This window comes from Xanthobacter sp. NM-25 (genome assembly GCF_022138605.1).
GTDB lineage: Bacteria > Pseudomonadota > Alphaproteobacteria > Rhizobiales > Xanthobacteraceae > Xanthobacter.
The window spans coordinates 1,268,560-1,289,177 of sequence record NZ_JACBFS010000001.1 but is presented as its reverse complement, the minus strand read 5'-3'; the positions used below and the strand labels follow the sequence as shown (position 1 = coordinate 1,289,177).

General features: G+C 67.2%; 15 protein-coding genes. 10 read left to right on the top strand and 5 right to left on the bottom strand.

From position 1 onward, the window contains the following. Position 1: 1 nt before the first annotated feature. Complete coding sequence (locus tag MEU52_RS05785; protein ID WP_238119158.1) at positions 2–754, bottom strand: phosphodiesterase; 753 nt, start codon at positions 752–754, stop codon at positions 2–4. A 369-nt stretch (positions 755–1,123) separates the two neighbouring features. On the opposite strand from MEU52_RS05785, the gene MEU52_RS05780 reads away from it, so the two are divergent. From MEU52_RS05780 to MEU52_RS05750, 7 genes are all read left to right on the top strand, one after another. Beyond that, positions 1,124–2,428, top strand: coding sequence for an ABC transporter substrate-binding protein (locus tag MEU52_RS05780; protein ID WP_238119160.1), 1,305 nt, complete (start codon positions 1,124–1,126; stop codon positions 2,426–2,428). Positions 2,429–2,507: 79 nt separating this feature from the next. After that, positions 2,508–3,410, top strand: coding sequence for a carbohydrate ABC transporter permease (locus tag MEU52_RS05775; RefSeq protein WP_238119162.1), 903 nt, complete (start codon positions 2,508–2,510; stop codon positions 3,408–3,410). Positions 3,411–3,421: 11 nt separating this feature from the next. Continuing rightward, positions 3,422–4,309, top strand: a complete 888-nt coding sequence (locus MEU52_RS05770) for a carbohydrate ABC transporter permease (protein ID WP_238119164.1) — start codon at positions 3,422–3,424, stop codon at positions 4,307–4,309. Between the two features lie 11 nt (positions 4,310–4,320). After that, the gene (locus tag MEU52_RS05765; RefSeq protein WP_238119166.1) at positions 4,321–5,397 is read left to right on the top strand and encodes an ABC transporter ATP-binding protein; all 1,077 of its coding nucleotides are present in this window, start codon (positions 4,321–4,323) and stop codon (positions 5,395–5,397) included. A gap of 14 nt (positions 5,398–5,411) precedes the next feature. Beyond that, positions 5,412–6,218: a DeoR/GlpR family DNA-binding transcription regulator gene (locus MEU52_RS05760; protein WP_238119168.1), complete on the top strand. Its 807-nt coding sequence runs from the start codon at positions 5,412–5,414 to the stop codon at positions 6,216–6,218. Next, positions 6,208–7,026: a histidinol-phosphatase gene (gene hisN, locus MEU52_RS05755; protein WP_238119170.1), complete on the top strand. Its 819-nt coding sequence runs from the start codon at positions 6,208–6,210 to the stop codon at positions 7,024–7,026. The genes MEU52_RS05760 and hisN overlap by 11 nt, the downstream gene beginning before the upstream one ends. 39 nt (positions 7,027–7,065) lie before the next feature. Then, positions 7,066–8,733, top strand: a complete 1,668-nt coding sequence (locus MEU52_RS05750) for a Na/Pi cotransporter family protein (RefSeq protein WP_238119172.1) — start codon at positions 7,066–7,068, stop codon at positions 8,731–8,733. 9 nt (positions 8,734–8,742) lie between these two features. Here MEU52_RS05750 and MEU52_RS05745 read toward each other — a convergent pair whose 3' ends face one another. Then, positions 8,743–9,978 carry a YbfB/YjiJ family MFS transporter gene (locus MEU52_RS05745; protein ID WP_238119173.1) on the bottom strand — a complete coding sequence of 412 codons (1,236 nt, stop codon included), beginning with the start codon at positions 9,976–9,978 and terminating at the stop codon, positions 8,743–8,745. A gap of 390 nt (positions 9,979–10,368) precedes the next feature. On the opposite strand from MEU52_RS05745, the gene clcA reads away from it, so the two are divergent. Further along, positions 10,369–11,718, top strand: coding sequence for a H(+)/Cl(-) exchange transporter ClcA (gene clcA / locus MEU52_RS05740; protein WP_238119175.1), 1,350 nt, complete (start codon positions 10,369–10,371; stop codon positions 11,716–11,718). Positions 11,719–11,733: 15 nt separating this feature from the next. Here the strand turns inward: clcA and MEU52_RS05735 are convergent, their stop codons facing one another. After that, positions 11,734–12,654, bottom strand: coding sequence for a helix-turn-helix transcriptional regulator (locus MEU52_RS05735; protein WP_238119177.1), 921 nt, complete (start codon positions 12,652–12,654; stop codon positions 11,734–11,736). 593 nt (positions 12,655–13,247) lie between these two features. Here MEU52_RS05735 and MEU52_RS05730 point away from each other — a divergent pair. Beyond that, positions 13,248–13,988 carry a YoaK family protein gene (locus MEU52_RS05730; protein ID WP_238119179.1) on the top strand — a complete coding sequence of 247 codons (741 nt, stop codon included), beginning with the start codon at positions 13,248–13,250 and terminating at the stop codon, positions 13,986–13,988. 111 nt (positions 13,989–14,099) lie between these two features. Beyond that, positions 14,100–15,233 (top strand): cupin domain-containing protein, encoded by a 1,134-nt coding sequence (locus tag MEU52_RS05725; protein ID WP_238119181.1) that lies wholly within the window; start codon positions 14,100–14,102, stop codon positions 15,231–15,233. 48 nt (positions 15,234–15,281) lie between these two features. Here the strand turns inward: MEU52_RS05725 and MEU52_RS05720 are convergent, their stop codons facing one another. Together MEU52_RS05720 and MEU52_RS05715 are read right to left on the bottom strand one after the other, a co-directional pair. After that, positions 15,282–16,784 (bottom strand): hypothetical protein, encoded by a 1,503-nt coding sequence (locus tag MEU52_RS05720; RefSeq protein ID WP_238119183.1) that lies wholly within the window; start codon positions 16,782–16,784, stop codon positions 15,282–15,284. A gap of 103 nt (positions 16,785–16,887) precedes the next feature. Continuing rightward, on the bottom strand, positions 16,888–19,602 hold the full coding sequence (locus tag MEU52_RS05715) for a hypothetical protein (protein ID WP_238119192.1): 2,715 nt from the start codon (positions 19,600–19,602) through the stop codon (positions 16,888–16,890). Between the last annotated feature and the right edge of the window lie 1,016 nt (positions 19,603–20,618).

The window sequence follows — 20,618 nt, the reverse complement described above, 5'->3', positions numbered from 1 at the left end:
ATCAACCCCGCAGATAGGAGACCAGACGCCCCTCCACCAACTGGTGGAGGGCGATCTGCGGCGGCTCGCGAACCACTGCGAACCCGGGCGCCGTGAGATCGAAAGCGAACTGGTGGCTGGCCGAGGGGGCGATGAAGGTGCGATGGCCGGCGAACATGCCCGAAATGGCGCGGTGCACGTGACCGCAAAGGATGCCCACCACGTCGGTGCGTCCGCGCAGCAGCGCGGCGAAGGCCTCGCGCCCCTGCGTGAGGCCGATGTCATCCATGGCCTTGAGACCCGTGGCGAAGGGCGGGTGGTGCATGAAGATGAGCAGGGGCTGCCCCGCGCCGGCGTCCAGCCGGGCGTTCAGCCACGCGAGGCGCGCCGCATCGAGCGCGCCATGGGCGTGACCTTCCACCAGCGTGTCGAGGCCGATGATCCGCAGGCTGTCGAGGCTGACGTCCAGGCACAGATGGTCCGCCGCTTGCCCAGTCGAATTGCCGAGCACCCGCCGCATGGGCGCGCGCAGGTCGTGATTGCCGGGCACCGCAAGGAAGGGAATGCGAAGGCTCTCCAGGCCGGCGCGGACGAAGGCATATTCCTCGTCCACCCCCGCCTCGGCGAGATCTCCGCTCACCAGCAGGAGGTCCGGCTTCGGGCGCAGCACGGCGAGGCGCGCCACCAGGGCCATGAAGGCGGCGCGGGTGTCGATGTCGCCCACCCGCGCGCCGGAGACCGTGACATGAAAATCCGTGATCTGGGCGATCAGCATCGCATTTGCTCCACAGTGTGAAAGGCGCTGCCCCTTGGGCCCGCGTTCGCGGCGCCTGTGGATCGGCTGGGCGTGGGGAAGCGCATGCCGGGCACCTTAGGGGCCGGGCGGTCGGGCGTCGAGGCGCGCGAGGGAAAATGTGGAACTTTGTGCATCTTGCTCAATTTATAGTCTCGATTCCCAAATTTACTGACGATACAGTCACATCAATGTCACGGGTGTGGCGATAAGAAATCCACGCGCCGGGTCCCGACGGGATCTCGAGGGCGTCTCTCCCGGGGAGTTCCACCAGAAGACTTTGCGAGCCGCCATCCCGGCGGTCGGCGACGCGCGCCTATTCGATCCCATTCGCTCTATGAGAGGAACGAGATGTCGGTCAAATCCACATTTTCCCCCATTTCCCGGCGCGGCGTTCTCGTCGGCGGCGCCGTCTCGGCTGCCGCGCTGGTGGGGCTCGGTGGCGGCCGCGCCCGTGCGGCGGACAAGGTCAAGGTCCAGTTCATGTATCCGGTCGGTGTGTCCGGCGACATCAACCGGATCGTCTCGGGCATGATCTCCAAGTTCAATGCCGAGCACGAGAAGATCGAAGTCGAAGCGATCTATGCCGGCAGCTACGACAATACCGAGCAGAAGGTCATCACCGCCCTCGGCGTGGGTGATCCGCCGGCCACCTGGCTGCCCATCAATTCGGCGCTGCAGACCTTCCTCGGTCTCGATTCCCTGGCCGACGTCACCGATAAGGCCAAGAAGACTGACATCTACCAGGACTTCATCCCGAGCTTCCTCGATACCTGCGTGTCCGACGGCAAGCTCTATGGCCTGCCGTTCCAGCCCTCGACCCCGGTGCTCTATCTCAACAAGGACGCCCTGAAGGCGGCCGGCATCACCAAGGCGCCGGTGACCTGGGACGACCTGCTGGAGACCGCCAAGGCCCTCACCATTCGCGAGAATGGTGAGCTGAAGCGCTGGGGCGTCACCATCGGCGGCGGTTGGCACGACTGGATGTTCGAGTGCTACTGCCGGCAGAACGGCCTGGTGCCGTGGACCAAGGACAGCGTGCTGTTCGACAAGCCGGAAGCGGTCAACGCCCTGGAATTCTGGGTGAAGATGGTCAAGGCGGGGGTGATGCCGCCGGCCTCCACCTGGCAGGGCTCGGCCAACGACTTCATGGCCGGCCGCACCGCCATGCTCTACCACTCCACCGGCTCCCTCACCAACCTGCGCAAGTCCTCCCCGTTCGAGGTGGACGTGGCGATGATGCCGAAGAACAAGATGTTCGGCGCCTGCCAGGGTGGCGGCCCCATCATGATCGCCAGGAAGCAGTCCGACGCCGCCATCGAGGCCAGCTGGACCTTCGCCCAGTGGATGACCTCCACCGAGGTGCAGTCCCAGTGGGGTCGCGACACCGGCTATCTGGCGGTGCGCAAGTCCGCCTGGCAGACCCCCGAGATGCTGGCCTATCTCAAGGAGGTGCCGCAGGCCAAGGTGGCCCTGGAGCAGGCCGAATATGCCGGCGCCTTCCTGCAGGTGCCGGGCTATCACAAGGTGCGCGAATATCTCAAAAGCGCCCTCGACCGGACGCTGGCCGGCGAGATCGCGCCCGACGCCGCCTTGAAGGAGGCGACCATCAATTCCAACCGCGAGATCCAGCGCCTGCTGCGGCGCCGCGGCTGACCAGCTTCGCCTGCGCCCGGCTCGCCGGGCGCAGGCTCCCACAAACCTGTGCTGACGCGCAGCCCATCGAGGCCCGGCCATGGTCATCAGTCCCGCCTTCCGCGCCCGCTTCTCGGAAGCCGCGCTCGCCTATTGCCTGCTGCTGCCCTCCCTCGTGTTCCTGGCCGCCTTCACCTATTGGCCCATCGTGCGGTCCATCTATTTCAGCTTCCACGACGTGATGCTGGGTTCGGACAAGATCTTCTTCCTGGGGCTCGAAAACTACGAGCGACTGTGGACCGACAAGCTGTTCTGGAAGTCCCTGGGCAACACCGTCTTCTACACCCTCATCACCATTCCCTGTGCCATCGCCTGTGCGCTGCTGCTGGCCGTCGCCCTCGACAGCAAGCTGCGCGGCATGACCTTTTACCGCTCCGCCTTCTTCTATCCGGTGATGATCCCCTCGGTGGCCGCCGGCATGGTGTGGGTGTTCCTCTATGCACCTGGCTACGGCCCCATCAATTCCGCCCTGGCCGCCCTCGGCCTGCCCAAGGTCGAATGGCTCTATGACGCCCGCTGGGCGCTGCCAGCCATCATGTTCATGAGCATCTGGAAGTATTCGGGCTACTTTATGCTGATCCTGCTGGCGGCACTGCAGCTGGTGCCGCGGGATCTTTATGAAGCCGCCAAGCTCGATGGTGTCTCGGCCTGGCACCGGCTCATCCACATCACCATTCCGCTGATTTCGCCCACGCTCTATTTCGTGGTCATCATCGGCCTGCTGCATTCCTATCAGATCTTCGACTATGTCTATGTCATGACCCAGGGCGGCCCGGCCGACGCCACCAATGTTCTGACCTTCTACATCTATCAGAACGGCTTCCAGTATCAGGACATCGGCTACGCCTCGACCCTCGCCAACATCCTGTTGCTATTCGTCGGCGGACTCATCGGCCTGATCGCGCTGGTGTTCGGTCGCCGGGTCCACTACCTCGGGCATTGATCGGACGCACCATGGCAACCCTTCAGGATCCCATCGAGATGGCCGCCCCAGCCTTTTCCGGCCCCCGCTGGCGCAGCCTGCGCAAGGTCATCCGGGCCAACGGGCTGCATGCCTTGCTGCTGCCCCTGATGCTGCTCTGGATCAGCCCGCTGGTCTGGATCGTCGTCACCTCCCTCAAGTCGCGCACCGAGGTGTTCGATCCGAATGCCGGCTTCCTGCCGGCGGTGCTGAACTTCAGCAATTATCCCGCCGCGCTCGCGGTGGCGCCGTTCGGCACCTACATGCTGAATTCGATCCTCGCCACGGGCGGCATCCTCCTGGGGGAGCTCATCACCATCACCTTGGCCGCATATGCTTTCGCGCGGCTGAACTTTCCCGGCAAGAACATCCTCTTCACCCTGTTCCTGCTGCAGATCATGTTCCCCATCTACGCCACCTTCATCACCAACTTCCTCACCGTGCGGGAACTGGGGCTGGTGAACTCCTTGCCGGCGCTGGTGGTGCCCTTCATCGCCTCCGGCTATGGCACCTTCATGCTGCGCCAGGCGTTTCGCCAGGTGCCGACCGAGCTGGCCGACGCCGCCCGGCTCGACGGCTGCGGGCACTTCGGCATCCTCTGGCATGTCTATCTGCCGCTGGTGAAGCCGACCCTCATCGCCTTCTCCATCATCGCCGTGGTGACCCACTGGAACGACTATATGTGGCCGCTCCTCGTCACCAACAGCGAACAGGTGCGCACCCTGCCCATCGGCCTCGGCCTTCTGGCCAAATCCGACAGCGGCGCCGACTGGACGCGCCTGATGGCCGCCACCGTGGTGGTGGTCTCCCCCCTCCTGCTGTTCTTCGTGGTGTTCCAGCGCCGCTTCGTGGATAGCTTCATGCACGCGGGTCTGAAGTAGAGGTTTTAGGCATGGCCGAAGTTGTTCTTCAGGGCGTCAGCAAGTCCTATGCGGGCCGGCCCACCGTGCACGCGGTGGACCTCGCCATCGCCGACAAGGAATTCATGGTGCTGGTGGGCCCTTCGGGCTGCGGCAAATCTACCACCCTGCGGATGATCGCCGGCCTGGAGGACATCACCTCCGGCCGCCTGCTCATCGACGGGCGGGAGGTGACCCACGCCGAGCCGCAGAAGCGGGACATCGCCATGGTGTTCCAATCCTATGCGCTCTACCCGCATATGACCGCCTATCGCAACATGGCGTTCGGCCTGCTGAAGACCTCGCGCCTCTCGAAAGAGGAGATCGACCAGCGCATCCGCGAGGCGGCGGAGATCCTGCACATCACCCACCTGCTCGATCGCAAGCCCAATGCGCTCTCGGGCGGCGAGCGCCAGCGGGTGGCCATCGGCCGCGCCCTGGTGCGCCAGCCCAAGGTGTTCCTGTTCGACGAGCCCCTGTCCAACCTCGATGCCAAGTTGCGCACCCACATGCGCGGCGAGCTGAAGCGCCTGCACAAGGAGCTGGGCCTGACGGTGATCTATGTCACTCACGACCAGATCGAGGCGATGACGCTGGGCACCCGGGTGGCCATCCTCTCCCAGGGCCGGCTGCAGCAGGTGGGCGCGCCCATGGATCTTTATATGCGCCCCGCCAACACCTTCGTCGCCACCTTCATCGGCTCGCCGGAAATGAGCCTGCTGCGCTGCGCGCTGAAGCCCAATGGCGAAGGCAGCCTGGTGCATCACGCCGCCTTCGACACCCGGGTGCCGGAGCGGCTGGAGGCCTCCGAGATCCTGCTGGGGGTGCGGCCGGAAGAGGTGATCGTCGGCGCCGCCGATGCCCCCGCCATGGCCCGCGGCGTGGTGGAGCGCACTGAGCTGATCGGCTCCGAGGCCCTCGCCGAGATCCGCCTGGGGGAGGACCGCATCGTCGCCCGCACCCCGGTGATGAGCGCGCCGCCCGCCGGCGCCGAGGTGGGGCTCAATTTCGACATGGCGCGGGTGCGCCTGTTCGATGCCGCCACCGGCAGCGCCATGCCCCGCTTGTGAGCCAAGGCAGTCCCATGGCCCAGACCCCGCGACAGCAGCAGATCGTCGAACTTCTCCATGATCGCCGATCCACCACCATCACCGACCTCGCCGGGCACTTTCAGGTGTCCGACGAGACCATCCGCCGGGATTTGAAGGCGTTGGCCGAGGCCGGGCTGGTGGACAAGTTCCACGGCGGCGTGCGCCTCAACGAAAGCGAGTGGGAAGCCCCGTTCGAGCGGCGCCTGCGTGAGCAGGCGGCGGCCAAGCGGCGCATCGCGCAGGCCGCCGCCGAGCTGATCGACGAGAACGCCACGATCATGCTCGACAACAGCTCCACCGCCTGCTTCCTGGCGCAGGCATTGGCGCCCCGTCCCGGCCGCCTCACTGCCATCACCTTCTCGGTGGAGGTGGCGCAGATTCTCGCCTCGGCGGGGCGCCAGCACCACATCATCCTGCCGGGCGGCGAATTGCGGGCCGATGACCGCACCATCATCGGTCCGTCCGCCATCGACTTCGCCTCGCAATTCACCCCGAGCCTGTTCGTGATGTCGGTGGCGGCGGCCTCGCCCGCCCGCGGCTGCATGGATTTCGATCTGTTCGAGATGGAGTTCAAGCGCGCCATGATCCCGCTCGCCGACAAGGTGATGCTGCTGCTGGATACATCGAAATATGCCAAGCCCGGTCTGATCCAGGTGTGCGACTGGTCGGCGGTGGACGTGCTGGTCACCGATGCGCCGCCGCCGCCGCCGGTGCGCGAGGCTCTCGAGCATGCGCAGATTCTCGTCGCGCCCGGTCCCGTCGAGGCGGGAGATGTCCGAAAGTCAGCCCATGACGCGTGAACTGCCCCTCGCTGCTGCCCCCGCGGGCGCCGATTTCTCTGAGCTGAGCCGCTTTGCGCAGGTTCTGGCCGAGATTGCCCGCCCCCTCGCCCTGTCCCACTTCCGCCGCCCCATCGGCGTCGAATGGAAGGCCGACCACAGCCCCGTCACCATTGCCGATCGGGCGGTGGAACGGGCGCTGCGCGAAGCCATCAGCACCCATGATCCGGCGCATGGCATCCTTGGCGAGGAGGAAGCGGCCACCGGCATGGACCGGCGCGTGGTGTGGGTGGTGGATCCCATCGACGGCACCAAGAGTTTCATCACCGGCCTGCCGTTGTTCGGAACCTTGATCGCCGCTTTGGTGGATGGCGCGCCGGTGGTGGGCGTCATCGAGGCGCCGGTTCTGGCTGAGCGCTGGGTCGGCGTGGTGGGGCAGGGCACCGCGCTGAACGGGCGGCCATGCCGCACCAGCACCGTTGAGACCCTCTCCGCCGCGCGTCTCTATTCCACGTCGCCGGAGATGTTCTCAGCGGTGGAAGCGCCGGCCTTCGCGCGGCTCGCGGCGGCGGTGGGCCTCTGCCGTTTCGGCGGGGATTGCTATGTCTATGGGCTCCTGGCCAGCGGCCATGTGGACCTGGTGGTGGAAGCCGACCTGAAGCCTTATGATTTCATGGCGCTGGTGCCCGTGGTCGAGGCGGCGGGCGGCGTGATCACCGATTGGAGCGGCGCGCCGTTGACGCTGTCGTCTCGCGGCCAGGTGGTGGCCGCCGCCAATGGCACGCTTCATGCTGCGGCCCTGGAGATCCTGGGCGGCGCCAGCGCCTGAGCGCGTCGGGCCAGCGGGGCCCACGGGAGGAGGTGCGTCATGAGCTTTTCCGTGACCCTGCTCGATCTCGCGGGTTTCGCCGCACTGCTGCTGTGGGGCATCCACATGGTGCAGAGCGGCGTGCTGCGGGCGCTGGGGCCCCGTCTCAAGGTCATTCTCGGCCGGGCGCTGCGGCGACCGCTGCAGGGCTTCTTCGCCGGCGCCCTGGTGACCACCCTGCTGCAGAGCAGCACCGCCACGGCGCTGATGGTCTCGGGCTTCGCCGCTGCCGGGCTGGTGGCGCTGGTGCCGGCGCTGGCGGTGATGCTGGGCGCGAATATCGGCACCACGCTCATTGTTCAGGCGCTGTCGTTCGATGTTACGGCGCTGGCGCCGGCGGCCATCCTCTCCGGCCTCATCATGTTCCGCCGCGGTGCCGGCAGCGCCATGCGGGATCTCGGTCGGGTCGCCATCGGCCTGGGGCTGATCGTGCTTGCGCTCCATCATTTGGTGGATCTGCTGCGGCCGTTGGAGGATGCCCCCAGCATCCGCATGTTGCTGGGGGCGGTGGCCACCGTGCCGCTGCTCGATGTACTGCTGGCGGCGGTGCTCACCTGGGCCGTGCACTCATCCGTGGCGGTGGTGCTCATCACCGCGTCGCTGGCCGCCCAGGGGGCGGTGCCCCCCAACGCCGCCCTGGCGCTGGTGTTGGGCGCCAACCTCGGCAGCGCCATCGCGCCGGTGCTGGAGGCCATGGGCAAGGAGGATCCCACCGCCATGCGGCTGCCCATCGGCAATCTCATCAACCGGGGCGCCGGTGTGGCGCTGGGGCTGGCGCTGCTCGAGCCGCTCGGCCAGGCCATGGTGCGGTGGCAGCCGGACCCGGGGCGGGCCGCCGTCGATTTCCACACCCTGTTCAACATCGCCACGGCGCTCGCCTTCCTGCCGGTGCTGGGGCCCTTCGCGCGGCTGCTGGAGTGGTTGTATCCGGCGCGGGAGGATCCGGCGGATCCGGCGCGGCCGCGCTATCTGGCCTCCGCCGCCGGGGATACACCGGTGGTGGCGCTGGGTGCTGCCGCGCGGGAGGCGCTGCGCCTGGCCGACGCGCTCGACGAGATGCTCGATCGGGCGCGCGCGGCGCTGATCGGCGGGGCGCGCCACCAGATCGCCGAGGGCCGCAGTGGTGATGATGTGCTCGATCGCCTGAACCGCGAGATCCGCAGCTATCTCGCCGGCCTCGATCCCGACGAGCTGGCGCCCGCCGATCGCCGGCGGGTGGACGAGATTCTCGCCTTCGCCGCCAACATGGAGCAGGCGGCGGATGTGGTGAGCGGGCGGCTGATGACCGACGCCGCCAAGCGCCTCAGCCGCGGCATCGCCTTCTCATCGGCCGAGGAAGGTGAACTGGTGAAGCTGCTGGAGCGGCTGAAGGCCAATGTGAGGCTGGCCGCCTCCCTGTTCATGACCGGGGACGCGCGGGCCGCGCGCCTGCTGGCGCTGGAGAAGTCCGCTTTCCGCGAGAGTGAGAGCGAGGCCGCCCAATTGCACTTCGATCGGCTGCGTCAGGGCCTCGCCGCCCAGGCGGATGCGAGCTTCCTGCACATCGACATCGTGCGCGACCTCAAGCTCATCAACTCCCACGTGGTCGCGGCCGCCGCCTATCCGGTGCTTACCCGCGCCGGAGAATTGCTGCCGAGCCGCTTGGCCGGCACACCGGCCGCCGGCTGAGGAGCGCGTCTAGGCGTGGGGCCGCCGGGCCGGCTGGCGGGCCAGCAGCATCAACAGCACGATGCCCGCTGCCATGGTGAGGCCGGCGAGGATCAGGGGCGCCTGATAGCCGCCGGTGCGGGCCACCAGCCAGCCGGCGACGGCGGGAGCCGCGGTTTGTCCCAGACCATAGCTTAAAGTGAGGCGGGCCATGGCCCGCGCCGGGTTGGCGAGGGCCTGCCGGCCGGCATAGGCCAGGGTCAGCCCGACAATGCCCATGAAGGTGGCACCATAGAGGATCGCGCCCAGCAGCGCGCCGATAAGCCCTGGGCCGAACAGCAGAACGACGAAGGAGGCGATCTGCACCAGATACGCCAGCTGCAGCGCGCCGAGCTGGCCGGTTCCGCGCGCCACCCGGTCCCACAGCCACACCGAGGGAGTCGCGGCAAGGCCCGCCACGATCCACACCAGATTGCCTGACCCGCCTACATCCGGCCGCTGCGCCAGCGCCGCCACCAGGAAGGTGGCGGTGACCACATAGCCCACGCCGGCGCAGAAATAGGCGACCGGCAAGAGCAGGTCGCCAATGGCTAGCCCCCCCTTCACGGCGGGTTGGAGCGGCGGGCCGGCCGGCGTCGGTGTGGCGCGCGGCTGGAGGGCCGCGGGCATCCAGATCCAGGCCGGCAGCAGCAGCACGAGGCCGAATGCGCCCAGGGCGAGCCACTGGCTGCTCCAATCCAGCGAACCGGCCATCCAGCTCGCGGCAACCCCGGAAATGGCGAGGCCGAGGCCCATTCCGGCGAAATGAATGCCGAGCTCGGGACGGTGGCCATGTTCCACCAGCCACGCCAGCACCATGCCGGACCCGAGCAGCATGCCGGCGACGCTGGTGAGGCCGCCGAGAAAGCGCAGCGCGCCCCACAGCCAGGGGTTCACGGTGAGCCCCATGGCGGCGGTGGACAGCACTGCCACGATCAGCGCCAGCCGATACAGCAGCAGCCGACGGCGGGCATCGTGCAGGACCGCCGCATAGAGGGTGCCGGCCATGTAGCCGGCGTAGTTCAGGGTCGCCAACCAGCCGCTGGCCGCATCATTCAGCCCGGCCTGAGCCTTCATGAGGGGCAGGATGGGTGTGTAGGCGAACCGGGCGAGGCCGACGGTGAGCACCAGGGCGCAGATGCCAGCCGTCAGCACCTGCCAGGCGAGCAGGGGGCTGGCGAGGGCGGGCCGATCCTGCGCGGGCCGGGGAAGGGGAGCGGGTTGCATGACGGCCGGGGCTGGAGAGAGGGGATGGGCAACCGCTGATGCCCACCTCTCAGGGCTGCCTGCTTCCCGCCTCTTCGTCAAGTTCCGGCGCGCGGTCGTCGTCGCCCGGCGGATGCTCCTGTTTGGGAGCTTGCCCGGCCTCCTCGCACGTGTCACGGCGAACACGGATTGGACCTTGCGGATTTCCGCGGCGGGTGGTGTTGCAATCCGGGCCGTGCTCCGCAAACTTGGGCGTGGCGCGCAATCGCGGGCAAGAGAGTCGTCTTCTGCGCTCCGCTCGGGAGTGTGTCCTGTCAGTGACGACGCGGCTGTGATCGAGCGGATCGGGGGTGCCAGCCGCTTCCGGCCGACCGAGTGGGGCAGCACAGACGGTGGAGTGGCGAGAGGCGCATGAACGAAGATCTTTTGGCGCAGGGCCAGCCCGGCGATCGGCCCGGCGAGGCGCGCTATGTGGTGCTGGCGGTGCTCACCGGCGCACTGGCGGGCTTCGTGGGCTCCATCTTCCACCTTCTCATCGACCAGGCGGTGCTGTGGCCTGGGCTGCTGCGGCACTATGTGGATGGCTGGTGGCTGGTGGCGGCTGCGGCGGCCATCTCCATGGTGTGTGCGGTGGTGGCGGTATTCATCGTGCGGCATGTGGCGCCCGAGGCCGGTGGCAGCGGCGTGCAGGAGATCGAAGGGGCGATGGAAGGCCTGCGCGAGGTGCGTTGGCGCCGGGTTCTGCCGGTGAAGTTCTTCGCCGGTCTCATCGCCATCGGCTCCGGGCTGGTGCTGGGGCGTGAGGGGCCGACCATTCATATGGGCGCATCGGCGGCCGCCGCGGTGGCGGAAGCCAGCCGCACCAGCGAGCTGGAGCGGCGCGGCCTGCTGGCGGCGGGCGCGGCGGCTGGACTTGCCTGCGCGTTCAACGCGCCAGTGGCCGCAGTGCTGTTCGTGATCGAGGAGACCCACAAGGAGTTTCCCTACACGTTTCGCACCTATCTCGGCGTCATTTTCGCCTCCGCCGCCTCGACCCTGGTCACCCAGCTCATCGGTGGCACCGGCCCGGATCTGCCGCTGCCGGTGGTCGGCGCCTCGCTGCAGCTGCTGCCGGCCTTTCTCCTGCTGGGAGTCGTGCTGGGGGTGATCGGCGTCGCCTTGAACGGCGCCATCATGGCCATGGTGAACTTCAATGGGCGCAGCTTCCCCCATGCCCCCTACGTCTATCCGGCAGCCATCGGTCTGGCCGTGGGCGCGCTGTTCATTCTGGCGCCGAAATCAGTCACCGGCGGGGAGAGCATCATCCTTGAGCTGGCGCGCGAGAACATGGCGGTCACCGGCCTGCTGGTGCTGGGCCTGATCCGTTTCTTCACTATGGTGGGCAGCTACTCGAGCGGCGTGCCCGGTGGCATCTTCGCGCCGATCCTCACCCTGGCCGCCTGCGTCGGCTTCGCTTTCGGCGGCGCCCTTGAGCAGATCCTGCCCGACGCCGGAATCTCCGCATTGCCGTTTGCCATCGTCGCCATGGGGGGCCTGTTCACCGCCTCGGTGCGGGCGCCCATCGTTGGCGTGGCGCTGACCTTGGAGCTCACCGGTTCCTATGCGCTGGCGCTGCCGCTGATGGTGACCTGTGTCACCGCCGATCTGATGGCCCAATGGTGCGGTGGCCGGCCGATCTACAGCCAGCTGCTGGAGCGCACCTTGGCCCAGGCCGGCATCAAGTCCTCTCCCAAGGGGCGGGCGCCAACGGGCCTCGCCTGATCGGCCGATCGCGGATCAGCGGCCGCAGAGGCTGGAAATCTGCAGCACCAGCTCCGCCTGCCGGTTCACGCCGAGCTTGCGGAACACCCGCTTGAGCACGATCCGCGCCGTTCCTTCGGTGATCCCGAGCTTGCCCGCCGCCTCGCGCACCGGCAAGCCGCCTCCGATCAGCGCCGCCAGCCGTGCCTCGCCGAGGGAGAGGCCGAAGACGTCGCGCAGGGCGGTGGGGTCCACCATGTGCTGGCGCTCCACCGGCTGGGCGATCAGCAAGGTGCTGGTGCCCGCATCAAGGCCGATGCGCTCGCGCCCCAAATCGGTGACCGGCAGGGCGGTGACGATGATGCGCTGCCCGTTCAGCCCGGTGAGGGCGCAGGACTGCGGCGGGGTGGTGTCGGCCATGCTGATGTGGGCGGCCGTGGTCAAGGCCTGGAAGCGGCCGCGGTCCTCCTTGCCGACAGGGACGAGGCGTCTCTCGTCGGTGGTGAAGTGATTGGGGATCTGCTCCCGCGCGGCGAGGTTGGCCAGCACCAGGGTTTGGTCTGCTGCGAGGCCGTAGATGCCGACCTCCATGGCGTCGAGGGCGGCGATGAGGACGGTCTCCCGCGCTTCGAGATTGGCGATGCGCAGGGAGATCCGCAGTGCCTGTTCCGCATGGCGCCCGATGGCCTGCAGGGTGGCCATCTCCTCCGCCTTGAAGGGGCCTTTCGCTTTTGCGCGCGGCAGCGACAGCGCGACGAGCATGTCGAGATCCGGCAGCATCACGGTGGACATCAGCCAGCCGAAGCCGACCCGTCGAAAGAAATCCACATAGATGGGCAGCGTCTCGATTTCCTGTTTGGTGGCGATGGTGAAATCGCTGAAGACGTCGCCGCTGGTCAGGTGGCTTTCGATCGCGCGCTGTGCATGAATGTCCTGACGCCACCATTCCTCATCCATGTAGACGCGAACCGCATGGGTGAGGTTGTCGGAAAAAATGAAATCCGCAGGCGCGCAATTCTTATAAAATATGACGACGGCGCCTTCCGCATCAAAAAGTGCGCCTATCTTCGATAGCGCTTCCGGCCAAAGATCCGGATTTATAGCGGCATCGTATGTAAAATATATGGCCTCGCTGAATGAATTCATGCTCTTATGGCGCCGATATATTTTTTATATTGATGGTTTTAGATGTCTTCGCTGCGCTATACGCGGGCGACTCTGCGACGGGAAATTATCTCATATCAGATTTATAATATGTATAGATGAATGTGGGGTGTCATCTCATAGTTCCACTCGCCTGCGCTTCTACTGTATCCGATTTGGGATATTGTTCGTCAAGGGCTTTTCGGTAGCTTTAACGCTGTTTGTCACGGCAGGCAGGTCTTCTCCGCACTCTTCTGAGTCGTCCCCATGTCATGCCTCTTTCTGCCGGCGTGTGGACTCTTCGGCCGAAAGCAGCGCGCGGCTGCCGATGGCACGACGACTGTGGGTTGCCGGTGCGCGCCGGGCGCTTGCGTGGGGTTGGGCGTTCACGTCGAGGAGGGGCACGGGTGGCGATCGCAATTTTTCAGGAGCATCCCGAAACGATCCGGTTTCCACTGATGGAGCACCGCAGCGTCGGTTTCCTTCTGGCGGTGATGGCCGGTTTGATGAACGCCTGGACCCTCGCCCACGCGGAGACCTTCGCCACGGTGCAATCAGGCAATGTCGTCCAATCGGGGTATCGCCTCGTCCAGGGTGACTGGTCGGCCTTCGTCTTCGCTTTCGGCTCGGTGCTGGCGTTCGGCCTTGGCTCAGCGGCGTGCGGCGTGTTGATGACGGATCGGCTGCGGCACGGGCAGGTGTTCACGCCGGTGGTGCTGTGGTTCGAGGTGCTGGCTCTGGTGGCGTTCGCTATCGCCTCGCAGATGGGGCTGGTCGATCCGCACCTGGTGGCCTACGGCGTCAGCTTCGTGGCGGGCGCGCAGGGCAATGCCTTCCACAAGAACCACGGCATGCTTTACGGCAATGTCGCCGTGACCTTCGTGGTGCAGATGGCGTTCAATTTCCTGGTGCAGGGCCTGTTCAGAAAAACCGGCATCAATGGCGAGCCGAACATGATGTGGGCGGGGGTGTTCTTCTCGGTGCTCATCGGCTTTGCCGGTGGCGGCGCGCTGGGCTTCTTTGTTGATCTGCGGGTGAGCGACCACAGCTCGCTCTATCTGTCCGCCTTAATCGCCCTGGTGCTCGCCGTGCTGGCGATGCGTCGCAAGGCTTCCGCCGATCCCACATCCGGCGGGCTGATCGGTTGAGGCGCGCGCCACTGGCATGACATGATGACGGCACAGGCCCGCGGGTGACATCGTCGGGCCTGTCCGCACTTGGGACAGGCCTTCTTCCATCTTACCAGACAGGAGTTTTCGATGACCGATCCGGTTGAGCCGATCGTGGGCACCAAGGGCGCGACCATCGTCGGCCCCCGCAATCCGGCTGTGGAAGCGCTGAACCCGGACATTCTCATTCCGCCCGCCACCGACAACGGAGGCATTCCCAACCTCAAGTTTCCGTTCGCCATGGCGCACAATCGCCTGGAAGACGGCGGCTGGGCCCGTGAGGTGACCATTCGCGAGCTTGGCGCGCTGAAGGAGCTCGCCATGGTCAATATGCGCCTGGGGCCGGGCGTGGTGCGCGAGCTGCATTGGCACAAGGAGGCGGAGTGGGCCTATGTGGTGCAGGGGCGCGTGCGCTTCTACCTGGTGGACGATCAGCGCCAGGTGCTGGTGGAAGACCTCGGCCCCGGCGATCTGTGGCTCGCCCCGGCGGGCTTCCCCCATGCCATCCAGGGCCTGGAGGAGGGGACCGAGTTCGTCCTCGTGTTCAACGACGGCAATTTCTCGGAGAACCAGACACTGCTTGTGACCGAGCTGTTCGCGCACACCCCGCGCGACGTGCTGGCGAAGAATTTCGGTGTGCCGCAGAGCGCGTTCGACGGTATTCCCGCGGCGGAGAAGTACATCTTCCGCATGCCGGTGCCGGGGCCGCTCGAAGAGGTGCGCCAGCAGCTCGGTGCGGTGTCGATGACCGGAAAATACGTGTTTCGCGGAGCCGAGGTGCCCACCAATGCCTTCGCCGGTGGCGGCACCAAGATCATCGATTCGCGCAAGTTCCCCGTCACCAACATGGCGGCCCTGGTGATCGATCTGGAACCGGGTGCCATGCGCGAGATCCACTGGCATCCCGACGCGGACGAGATTCAGTATTACCTCGGCGGAAAGGCCCGGATGACGGTATTTGACGCCGTCAATAACGCCCGAACGTTCGACTTCTCCTCCGGAGATGTGGGCTATGTGCCGAAGACCCTGGCTCATTATATCGAGAACACCAGCGACGAGCCCATCCGTGTGCTGAACGTGTTCAGCAAGGGAGAGTATAAGGACATCTCTCTCAACCAGTGGCTGGCTCTGACGCCGGCTGATCTGGTGAAGGGGCATCTCGACGTGGGGGCGCCGCTCCTGTCGGCGCTGCGTCAGGGCTACAGTCCCGTCGTGAAGGGCTGAGGTGCCCGCACCCGCCGGGGCGATGGTCCCGGCGGGTGTTGCGTCGGTTCAGCGGCGGGAGAGCCGGCCCGCGAGGGAGAGCGGGCGCAGATATCTGGCAAGCCCGCTGCGGCCGCTGGCGGTGTGATCGTCCTTCGGTGTCGGTGCCAACGGCACCAACGCCATGTTCTGGATGCGGTAGGTCTGCGGGCGCGGAGGCACCATCAGGCGAAGTGGCGTCGACAGGTTCGGCGCCGTCACCAGGCATTGCAGATGATTGCGGCCGGCGCTCAGCGCGGCGTCCTGGCTGAGGTCTTTGCCGCCGCTCCGGTAGGAGAGCGTGAGGGGTGGTGGCGCGGCCTTCGCGCCGGCTTCCACCTCGATCTCAAGAAGGACGAGCCAGCTGCTGGCCCATTTCCATGGAACCTGCAGGCTGATCGTCGCTTTGGCGCTCTTGGCGTGGTCCACCACGATCACATGATCGTCGCACCGGACAAATGCCGGTGGGGCGGGATCGCGGGTGAGATCGGCCAAAGTGAGATGGCTGTCGGCGACGGCCACGAGATTGCGATAAAGCGTGTCGGCATGAGCCTGCTGCTGGGCGAGGTGGGTTTCCGCTCGCGCAAGGTCGGCCTGCGCTCTGGTCAGTTCGCGGTGGTTCTGCTTCACCATCGCCTCCTGCTGCCGGCACAGGTCATTGGCCATGCGGCTCAGGATCTCCACGGTCCGCTCCCGGGCCTGGACCTTGGCGATGGCCTCCAGCGTCCGCGTTTCCATGCCTTCGAGCACGGCGCGTTGCGTCTGCAACTGGGCGTCGAGGACGCGGGTCGCGCCTTCCGGCAGTGCGGCGGCCACCTGCGGCGGCTGTACGTCGAGGCTGTCCTGGGAGAGGCGATAGCCGCAGGCCTCAAGGGTCGGTCCGGCGATCAGCGCGATGAGGTCGCGCTCGGCGGTCGAGGGGCGGAGCGGATCGTCGGGTGTCTGCAGGCTTTGTGGTGGCAGCGTGAGGGCCGTGGCGTCGGCCGTCGACAGTGTTGCTCCGGTGCTGGCGCTGGCAACGATGCGAGCGGTCCAGGCCTCCGGGGCGAAGCAGAATTGCTCCAGCTGGAGCACCGGCCATCCACTGTCGAGTAGCTGGCGGACATGGCGCGCCCACAGGCTCGTGACCACCGCCGCGAAGCCCATGGCATCGGGGGCCCAATCGGCGGCCGGCGCCTCGAACAGCGTGCGGGAAATCGCGGTGATCAGCGCCATGCGCGCGGCTGACGCCTTGTCCGGATCAGCTGGAAGCGAGGCGCTGAGGTCCGCCACCACGTGGAAGGGATTGCGGATCAAGGCCAGCCCCGGCGCCACGGGGGCGGGCATCCAGCCATGGGTGACGACGCGCGCGGCGCCGGTGGGCGAAGGGTCGGGACTTGAGGCGAGAAGCGGCCGTGGGGGGCGCACGTCGAGCCCCGGCGCGCCCACCAGCGCGGCAAGCAGATGATCCACGCCGGAGCCGGGAAAGGCGCAGACCACGAAGGGGGCGAGGGGGGCGAGGCGAGGGGCGGCGGGCGGCAGAGGCGGGTTCATGGGCGTTGGGCTTCTTGGCCGGCGGCGTGGCGCCGGCGGAGAACGGGGCTCCCCGTTCCAGGGATGGCGGCCCACGCTGCGGCGCTCCGTGACGGACGCGGGATCATGCGGACGGCTCCATTGGGGATGGCTGACGAGCGGCGACTTCGTCCGCGCGGGGGGCGCGGCCGCTCAGCGCGGTGCCAAGCAGGTCGCGCCACACATTGCGGGCATGATCCATGGCGCCCAGGCTGCGGGCCAGCGCCTGACCCGCCTCGGCGAGGGTGGCGATCCGCGTCGGATCGGCGATGAGGGCATCCAAGGTGGCCTCCCAGGTGTCGGGATCGTTGGCGACGAGCAGACCATCCATGTCGTGATGGACGACACCATTGAACGGCGCAACGTCCGAATACACGCCCGCCGCGCCGAGGGAGGCGGCATCCAGCACCTTCACGACGGACTTGCCGCGATTGAAGGGGGTGTCGAGCATGGGGGCGATGCTGATATGCACCGGGTTGGCGGCGACGAACGCCGCATAATCATCCCAGCCCATGGGCCGGATCTGCTCCACCCGGGGGTGGCCGACGAGGGGTTCCGGCAGCTGTCGGCCGAAGACGCTCACATGGAGCGTGTCGTGGCGCGCCAGCAGGCGGGCGAGCACCGGGGCGAGGAATTCGATGTCCTCCCGGTGGCAATCCGTGCCCTGATAGGACAGGCGGATGGCCTCCGGCGCAGACAGATGCGCCATGCTCGCCGGCGTGCGCATGTAGGGCGGTGGGATGAAACTCGTCTTCGCGCTGGCATAGCGCGCGGTGAGGCCCGGAGAGGTGACCAGAAGCCGGTCGCAGCGCTGCAGCAGCGGCCGCACGTCCGAAGCGAGGAGTTCCTGCATTCGTCGTCGGAATTCTTCTGACAGGCCGAGGGAGTCCGCCGCCGCCGCGATATCGTCGTCGATGAGATAGATGACAAAGGCATCGCTGGTCATGAGCCGCGCCAGGTGGGCGGGGCCCGCCTCCCGCGAGACCACCACCACGGTGCGGTTGGTCAGCGGCGGCAAGGCGGAGGGCGGTTCTTCGCCGGTGGGGATGACGAGGGGGATGCCGGCGGTGGCGAGCAGGGGCCCCAGCGGTTGCAGAACGTAGAGATCGTCGGTGGGGAAGGCGCCGGGGCGGATCAGGACCACTTGATCGACGAGGGCCGGTGCCGGCCGGCGGGCGGTCTCGGGCAGCGGCAGCAGGGTGGGGGTGGGATGCTCCGCGCGCGCCGGGGCCGGCGCATGCCGCAGGCGGCGCGCCCGCGCCCGCCATTCACCGGTGACCGCCTCATCGGCGGCCGCGCTCCAGTGCCGTTCGCCCTCGACCATATGCACCACATCGCCCAGCGGCACATCCTCGACCGCGAGGCCGCGCCGGACGACCAGTGTCCAGCCGTGCGCCGTGACGTCGATCCGCAGCGGATGGACGGTCTGGGTGCGGCCGTCCGCATGGGTGAGGTGAATGGTGCGGTTTTGCCGCCGCGCCTGCAGGTAGGTCTGGCGCGGCACCAGGGGGTGCGGCACCACGGTGCACGCCGACCACGGGCCGGACCGCGTGGGCGTTTCGCAGATCAGCAGATCGAGGGCGGTCGGAAGGAACCCCTGCCAAGTGCCGGCCTCGATGCGCTGCCACTGCGGAGGGCGGCCATTCATGAAGGGGGGCGGCGCATCCGCTGGCAGCATCAGGTGGGTGCCGGACGGTGAACTCCAGGCATGCCCCCCCGCGCCCGGCGCCGGCGTGCAGAAGCTGCACAGATGCACCTCCCGCCGACGCTCCGCCGCGACGCGCGCCCACAGGTGGACGCCGGCCGGTGCCGCCAGGGGCCATTCGGCATGGAAGTGCCCATCGTCGAGCAAGGTGACCGGGAAGACGCGCCCGGCCTGCCAGGCTTCCAGCGTGAGGGTGCCGATTTCGTCGGGGGCATCGGGCGCCGCCAGACGACCGCGCAGGTGCGCCCGTCCTTCTCCGGTCTCAAGATCCGCCGTCACCGCCAGCGGCAGCACGCGCGGTGTGGTTGGCCGATAGACGGTCTCCCACGTGACCGTTGTGCCTAAGGGCTGGGTTTCGCCCCAGGCGTCTGTGCCGAAGAAGCGCAGCGCGCGGCGGCACCCCTCGCCTGCCAGGTCGATGGGGCCCTGCACCGGGCGTGCCGGGCCGGGAAAGCCGCGGCCCAGCTCCAGCGGCTGTGGCTGGCCACCGTTCACCGCCACGGTCAGCGTGCGAATGGCGCCGCCCGCGTGCAGCGCGCCGTGGGCCACCACGTGGGGCGCTTCCATCAGTGTGCCGGTCTGAGGGGTGGCCAGCACAAGGCGAGGGGTCACGCCTCTCGAGCGCACGCTGCGGCGGCCCATGAGCATGGTGGCCAGAGGCGCGGCTTCGACCGGAAGCTGCTGGCCCTCGAAGATGAGATGGGGGAGCCCGTCGCCGCCGATGGCGAGGGCGACGCCGCGGGCGCGTTGGGCATCGTCGGCATCCCACAGGGGCAGGATCTCGTCGATTTGCGCATCGAGCGCGTCGGTGAGGGTCATCACGACGACGTTGGGGCGCAAGGCCCTCATCCATGCGCGGACGCGGGCCTGGCGGAGGGTGCGCAGAGTGGTGTGCGCGTCCCCACTGGTGGTGTCGGGAATGATGAAGCCGGGCAAGTCGACCACGATGCCCTGCGCTGGCGTGGTGGCCTCGGTGGTGGCCTTTTCACCGATATAGGTGACCTGCGCGTCCGCCATCGCGAGATCTTGCGCGAGGGTGCGGGCGCTGCGGCTGAGGTCGTCATGCCCCGCCAGGTCGAGAAATACATATCTCATGACACACGAGAATTGAGTGGCAGCGCACGAGGAGAAGTCAATATTTGTCTATGATATCAATCATCAGGTGTCAAACTGACCTTGTCTTCGGTCGGCGGCCTGCGCCCGTCGCATGCCGGGTGTCGGGCCGGGAGGGGCGGTTCACGTGGATGCGGGATAGGGCTGCACGCAAGGGTAGTTCTTGCCGCGCTAGGTTGTGTTCCCCGCAATGTGCCTCCGTGCACGCGAGTTTCTCGCGTATTGGAGCGCATTCTGTATAAATAATGGCGCCATATATATAATTTGAGAGATACCTCGGCTGGAAGTGCGATGGTATTTGGTGACTTGCAACCGCGCCGCGCGTCGTCTGGTGCGGTGTAGTTAATTGGAGATATGAATATTAAGTGTAGGCGATGTTGATGCGTATTTCTTCTTATTTATTGCGTGGTGCGTAACGCGCGGTGCAGTTCATCCCGATGTGGTGTGGATGGGCCCCGTGCAGCCTGAGGAGAACGAGCGTGTTCGACAGCGACCCGAATCGGCCGCATCAAAGCCAAGCGGCGGCGGTCTCCCCCGTATTCACCGCTTGCGGTGCGAAGGTGGCTCCCGCCTTCTGCCCGTGTCGTCCGGCGCCGCCTCTGGGGCCCGCGTCGACTGGTGCGCCTTCATGACCGGCGTCTGCGCCGGGGCGCGGTTCGGCACGGCGCACGGTCGTGTTGCAGGTCGCATCGCAGGTCGCATTGCAGGTCGCGCGCGGACCATATGTGCTGTTCCCGTGCTGCGGCCTTTCGGTGCTCCCATCGTTGTCTTGTTCTCGCCGCGGGCGCCGACCCGCCGGCGCGCGGTGGCCAGCCATGCGCGGTCCGCGCCACGGGGAGAGCGTACGGGCGCGGGGGCTTTTCGCTGAGCATTTGCGGGCCGAGGCCCGCGCGAGGCCGCAACCGGCTCCGCCGCGGTGGGGGGCGGTCCGGTGGCCGTTGCGGAGGGCGGGTCGGGGCTCTGGTTCCGACCCGTACCCCGCTCCCGGGCCAATGCGC

Bases quoted from the DNA above. Each gene is read 5' to 3' on its own strand.
- MEU52_RS05785 (WP_238119158.1), bottom strand. From the start codon at position 754: ATGCTGATCGCCCAGATCACGGATTTTCATGTCACGGTCTCCGGCGCG.
- MEU52_RS05780 (WP_238119160.1), top strand. From the start codon at position 1,124: ATGTCGGTCAAATCCACATTTTCCCCCATTTCCCGGCGCGGCGTTCTC.
- MEU52_RS05775 (WP_238119162.1), top strand. From the start codon at position 2,508: ATGGTCATCAGTCCCGCCTTCCGCGCCCGCTTCTCGGAAGCCGCGCTC.
- MEU52_RS05770 (WP_238119164.1), top strand. From the start codon at position 3,422: ATGGCAACCCTTCAGGATCCCATCGAGATGGCCGCCCCAGCCTTTTCC.
- MEU52_RS05765 (WP_238119166.1), top strand. From the start codon at position 4,321: ATGGCCGAAGTTGTTCTTCAGGGCGTCAGCAAGTCCTATGCGGGCCGG.
- MEU52_RS05760 (WP_238119168.1), top strand. From the start codon at position 5,412: ATGGCCCAGACCCCGCGACAGCAGCAGATCGTCGAACTTCTCCATGAT.
- hisN (WP_238119170.1), top strand. From the start codon at position 6,208: ATGACGCGTGAACTGCCCCTCGCTGCTGCCCCCGCGGGCGCCGATTTC.
- MEU52_RS05750 (WP_238119172.1), top strand. From the start codon at position 7,066: ATGAGCTTTTCCGTGACCCTGCTCGATCTCGCGGGTTTCGCCGCACTG.
- MEU52_RS05745 (WP_238119173.1), bottom strand. From the start codon at position 9,978: ATGCAACCCGCTCCCCTTCCCCGGCCCGCGCAGGATCGGCCCGCCCTC.
- clcA (WP_238119175.1), top strand. From the start codon at position 10,369: ATGAACGAAGATCTTTTGGCGCAGGGCCAGCCCGGCGATCGGCCCGGC.
- MEU52_RS05735 (WP_238119177.1), bottom strand. From the start codon at position 12,654: ATGGATGAGGAATGGTGGCGTCAGGACATTCATGCACAGCGCGCGATC.
- MEU52_RS05725 (WP_238119181.1), top strand. From the start codon at position 14,100: ATGACCGATCCGGTTGAGCCGATCGTGGGCACCAAGGGCGCGACCATC.
- MEU52_RS05720 (WP_238119183.1), bottom strand. From the start codon at position 16,784: ATGAACCCGCCTCTGCCGCCCGCCGCCCCTCGCCTCGCCCCCCTCGCC.
- MEU52_RS05715 (WP_238119192.1), bottom strand. From the start codon at position 19,602: ATGAGATATGTATTTCTCGACCTGGCGGGGCATGACGACCTCAGCCGC.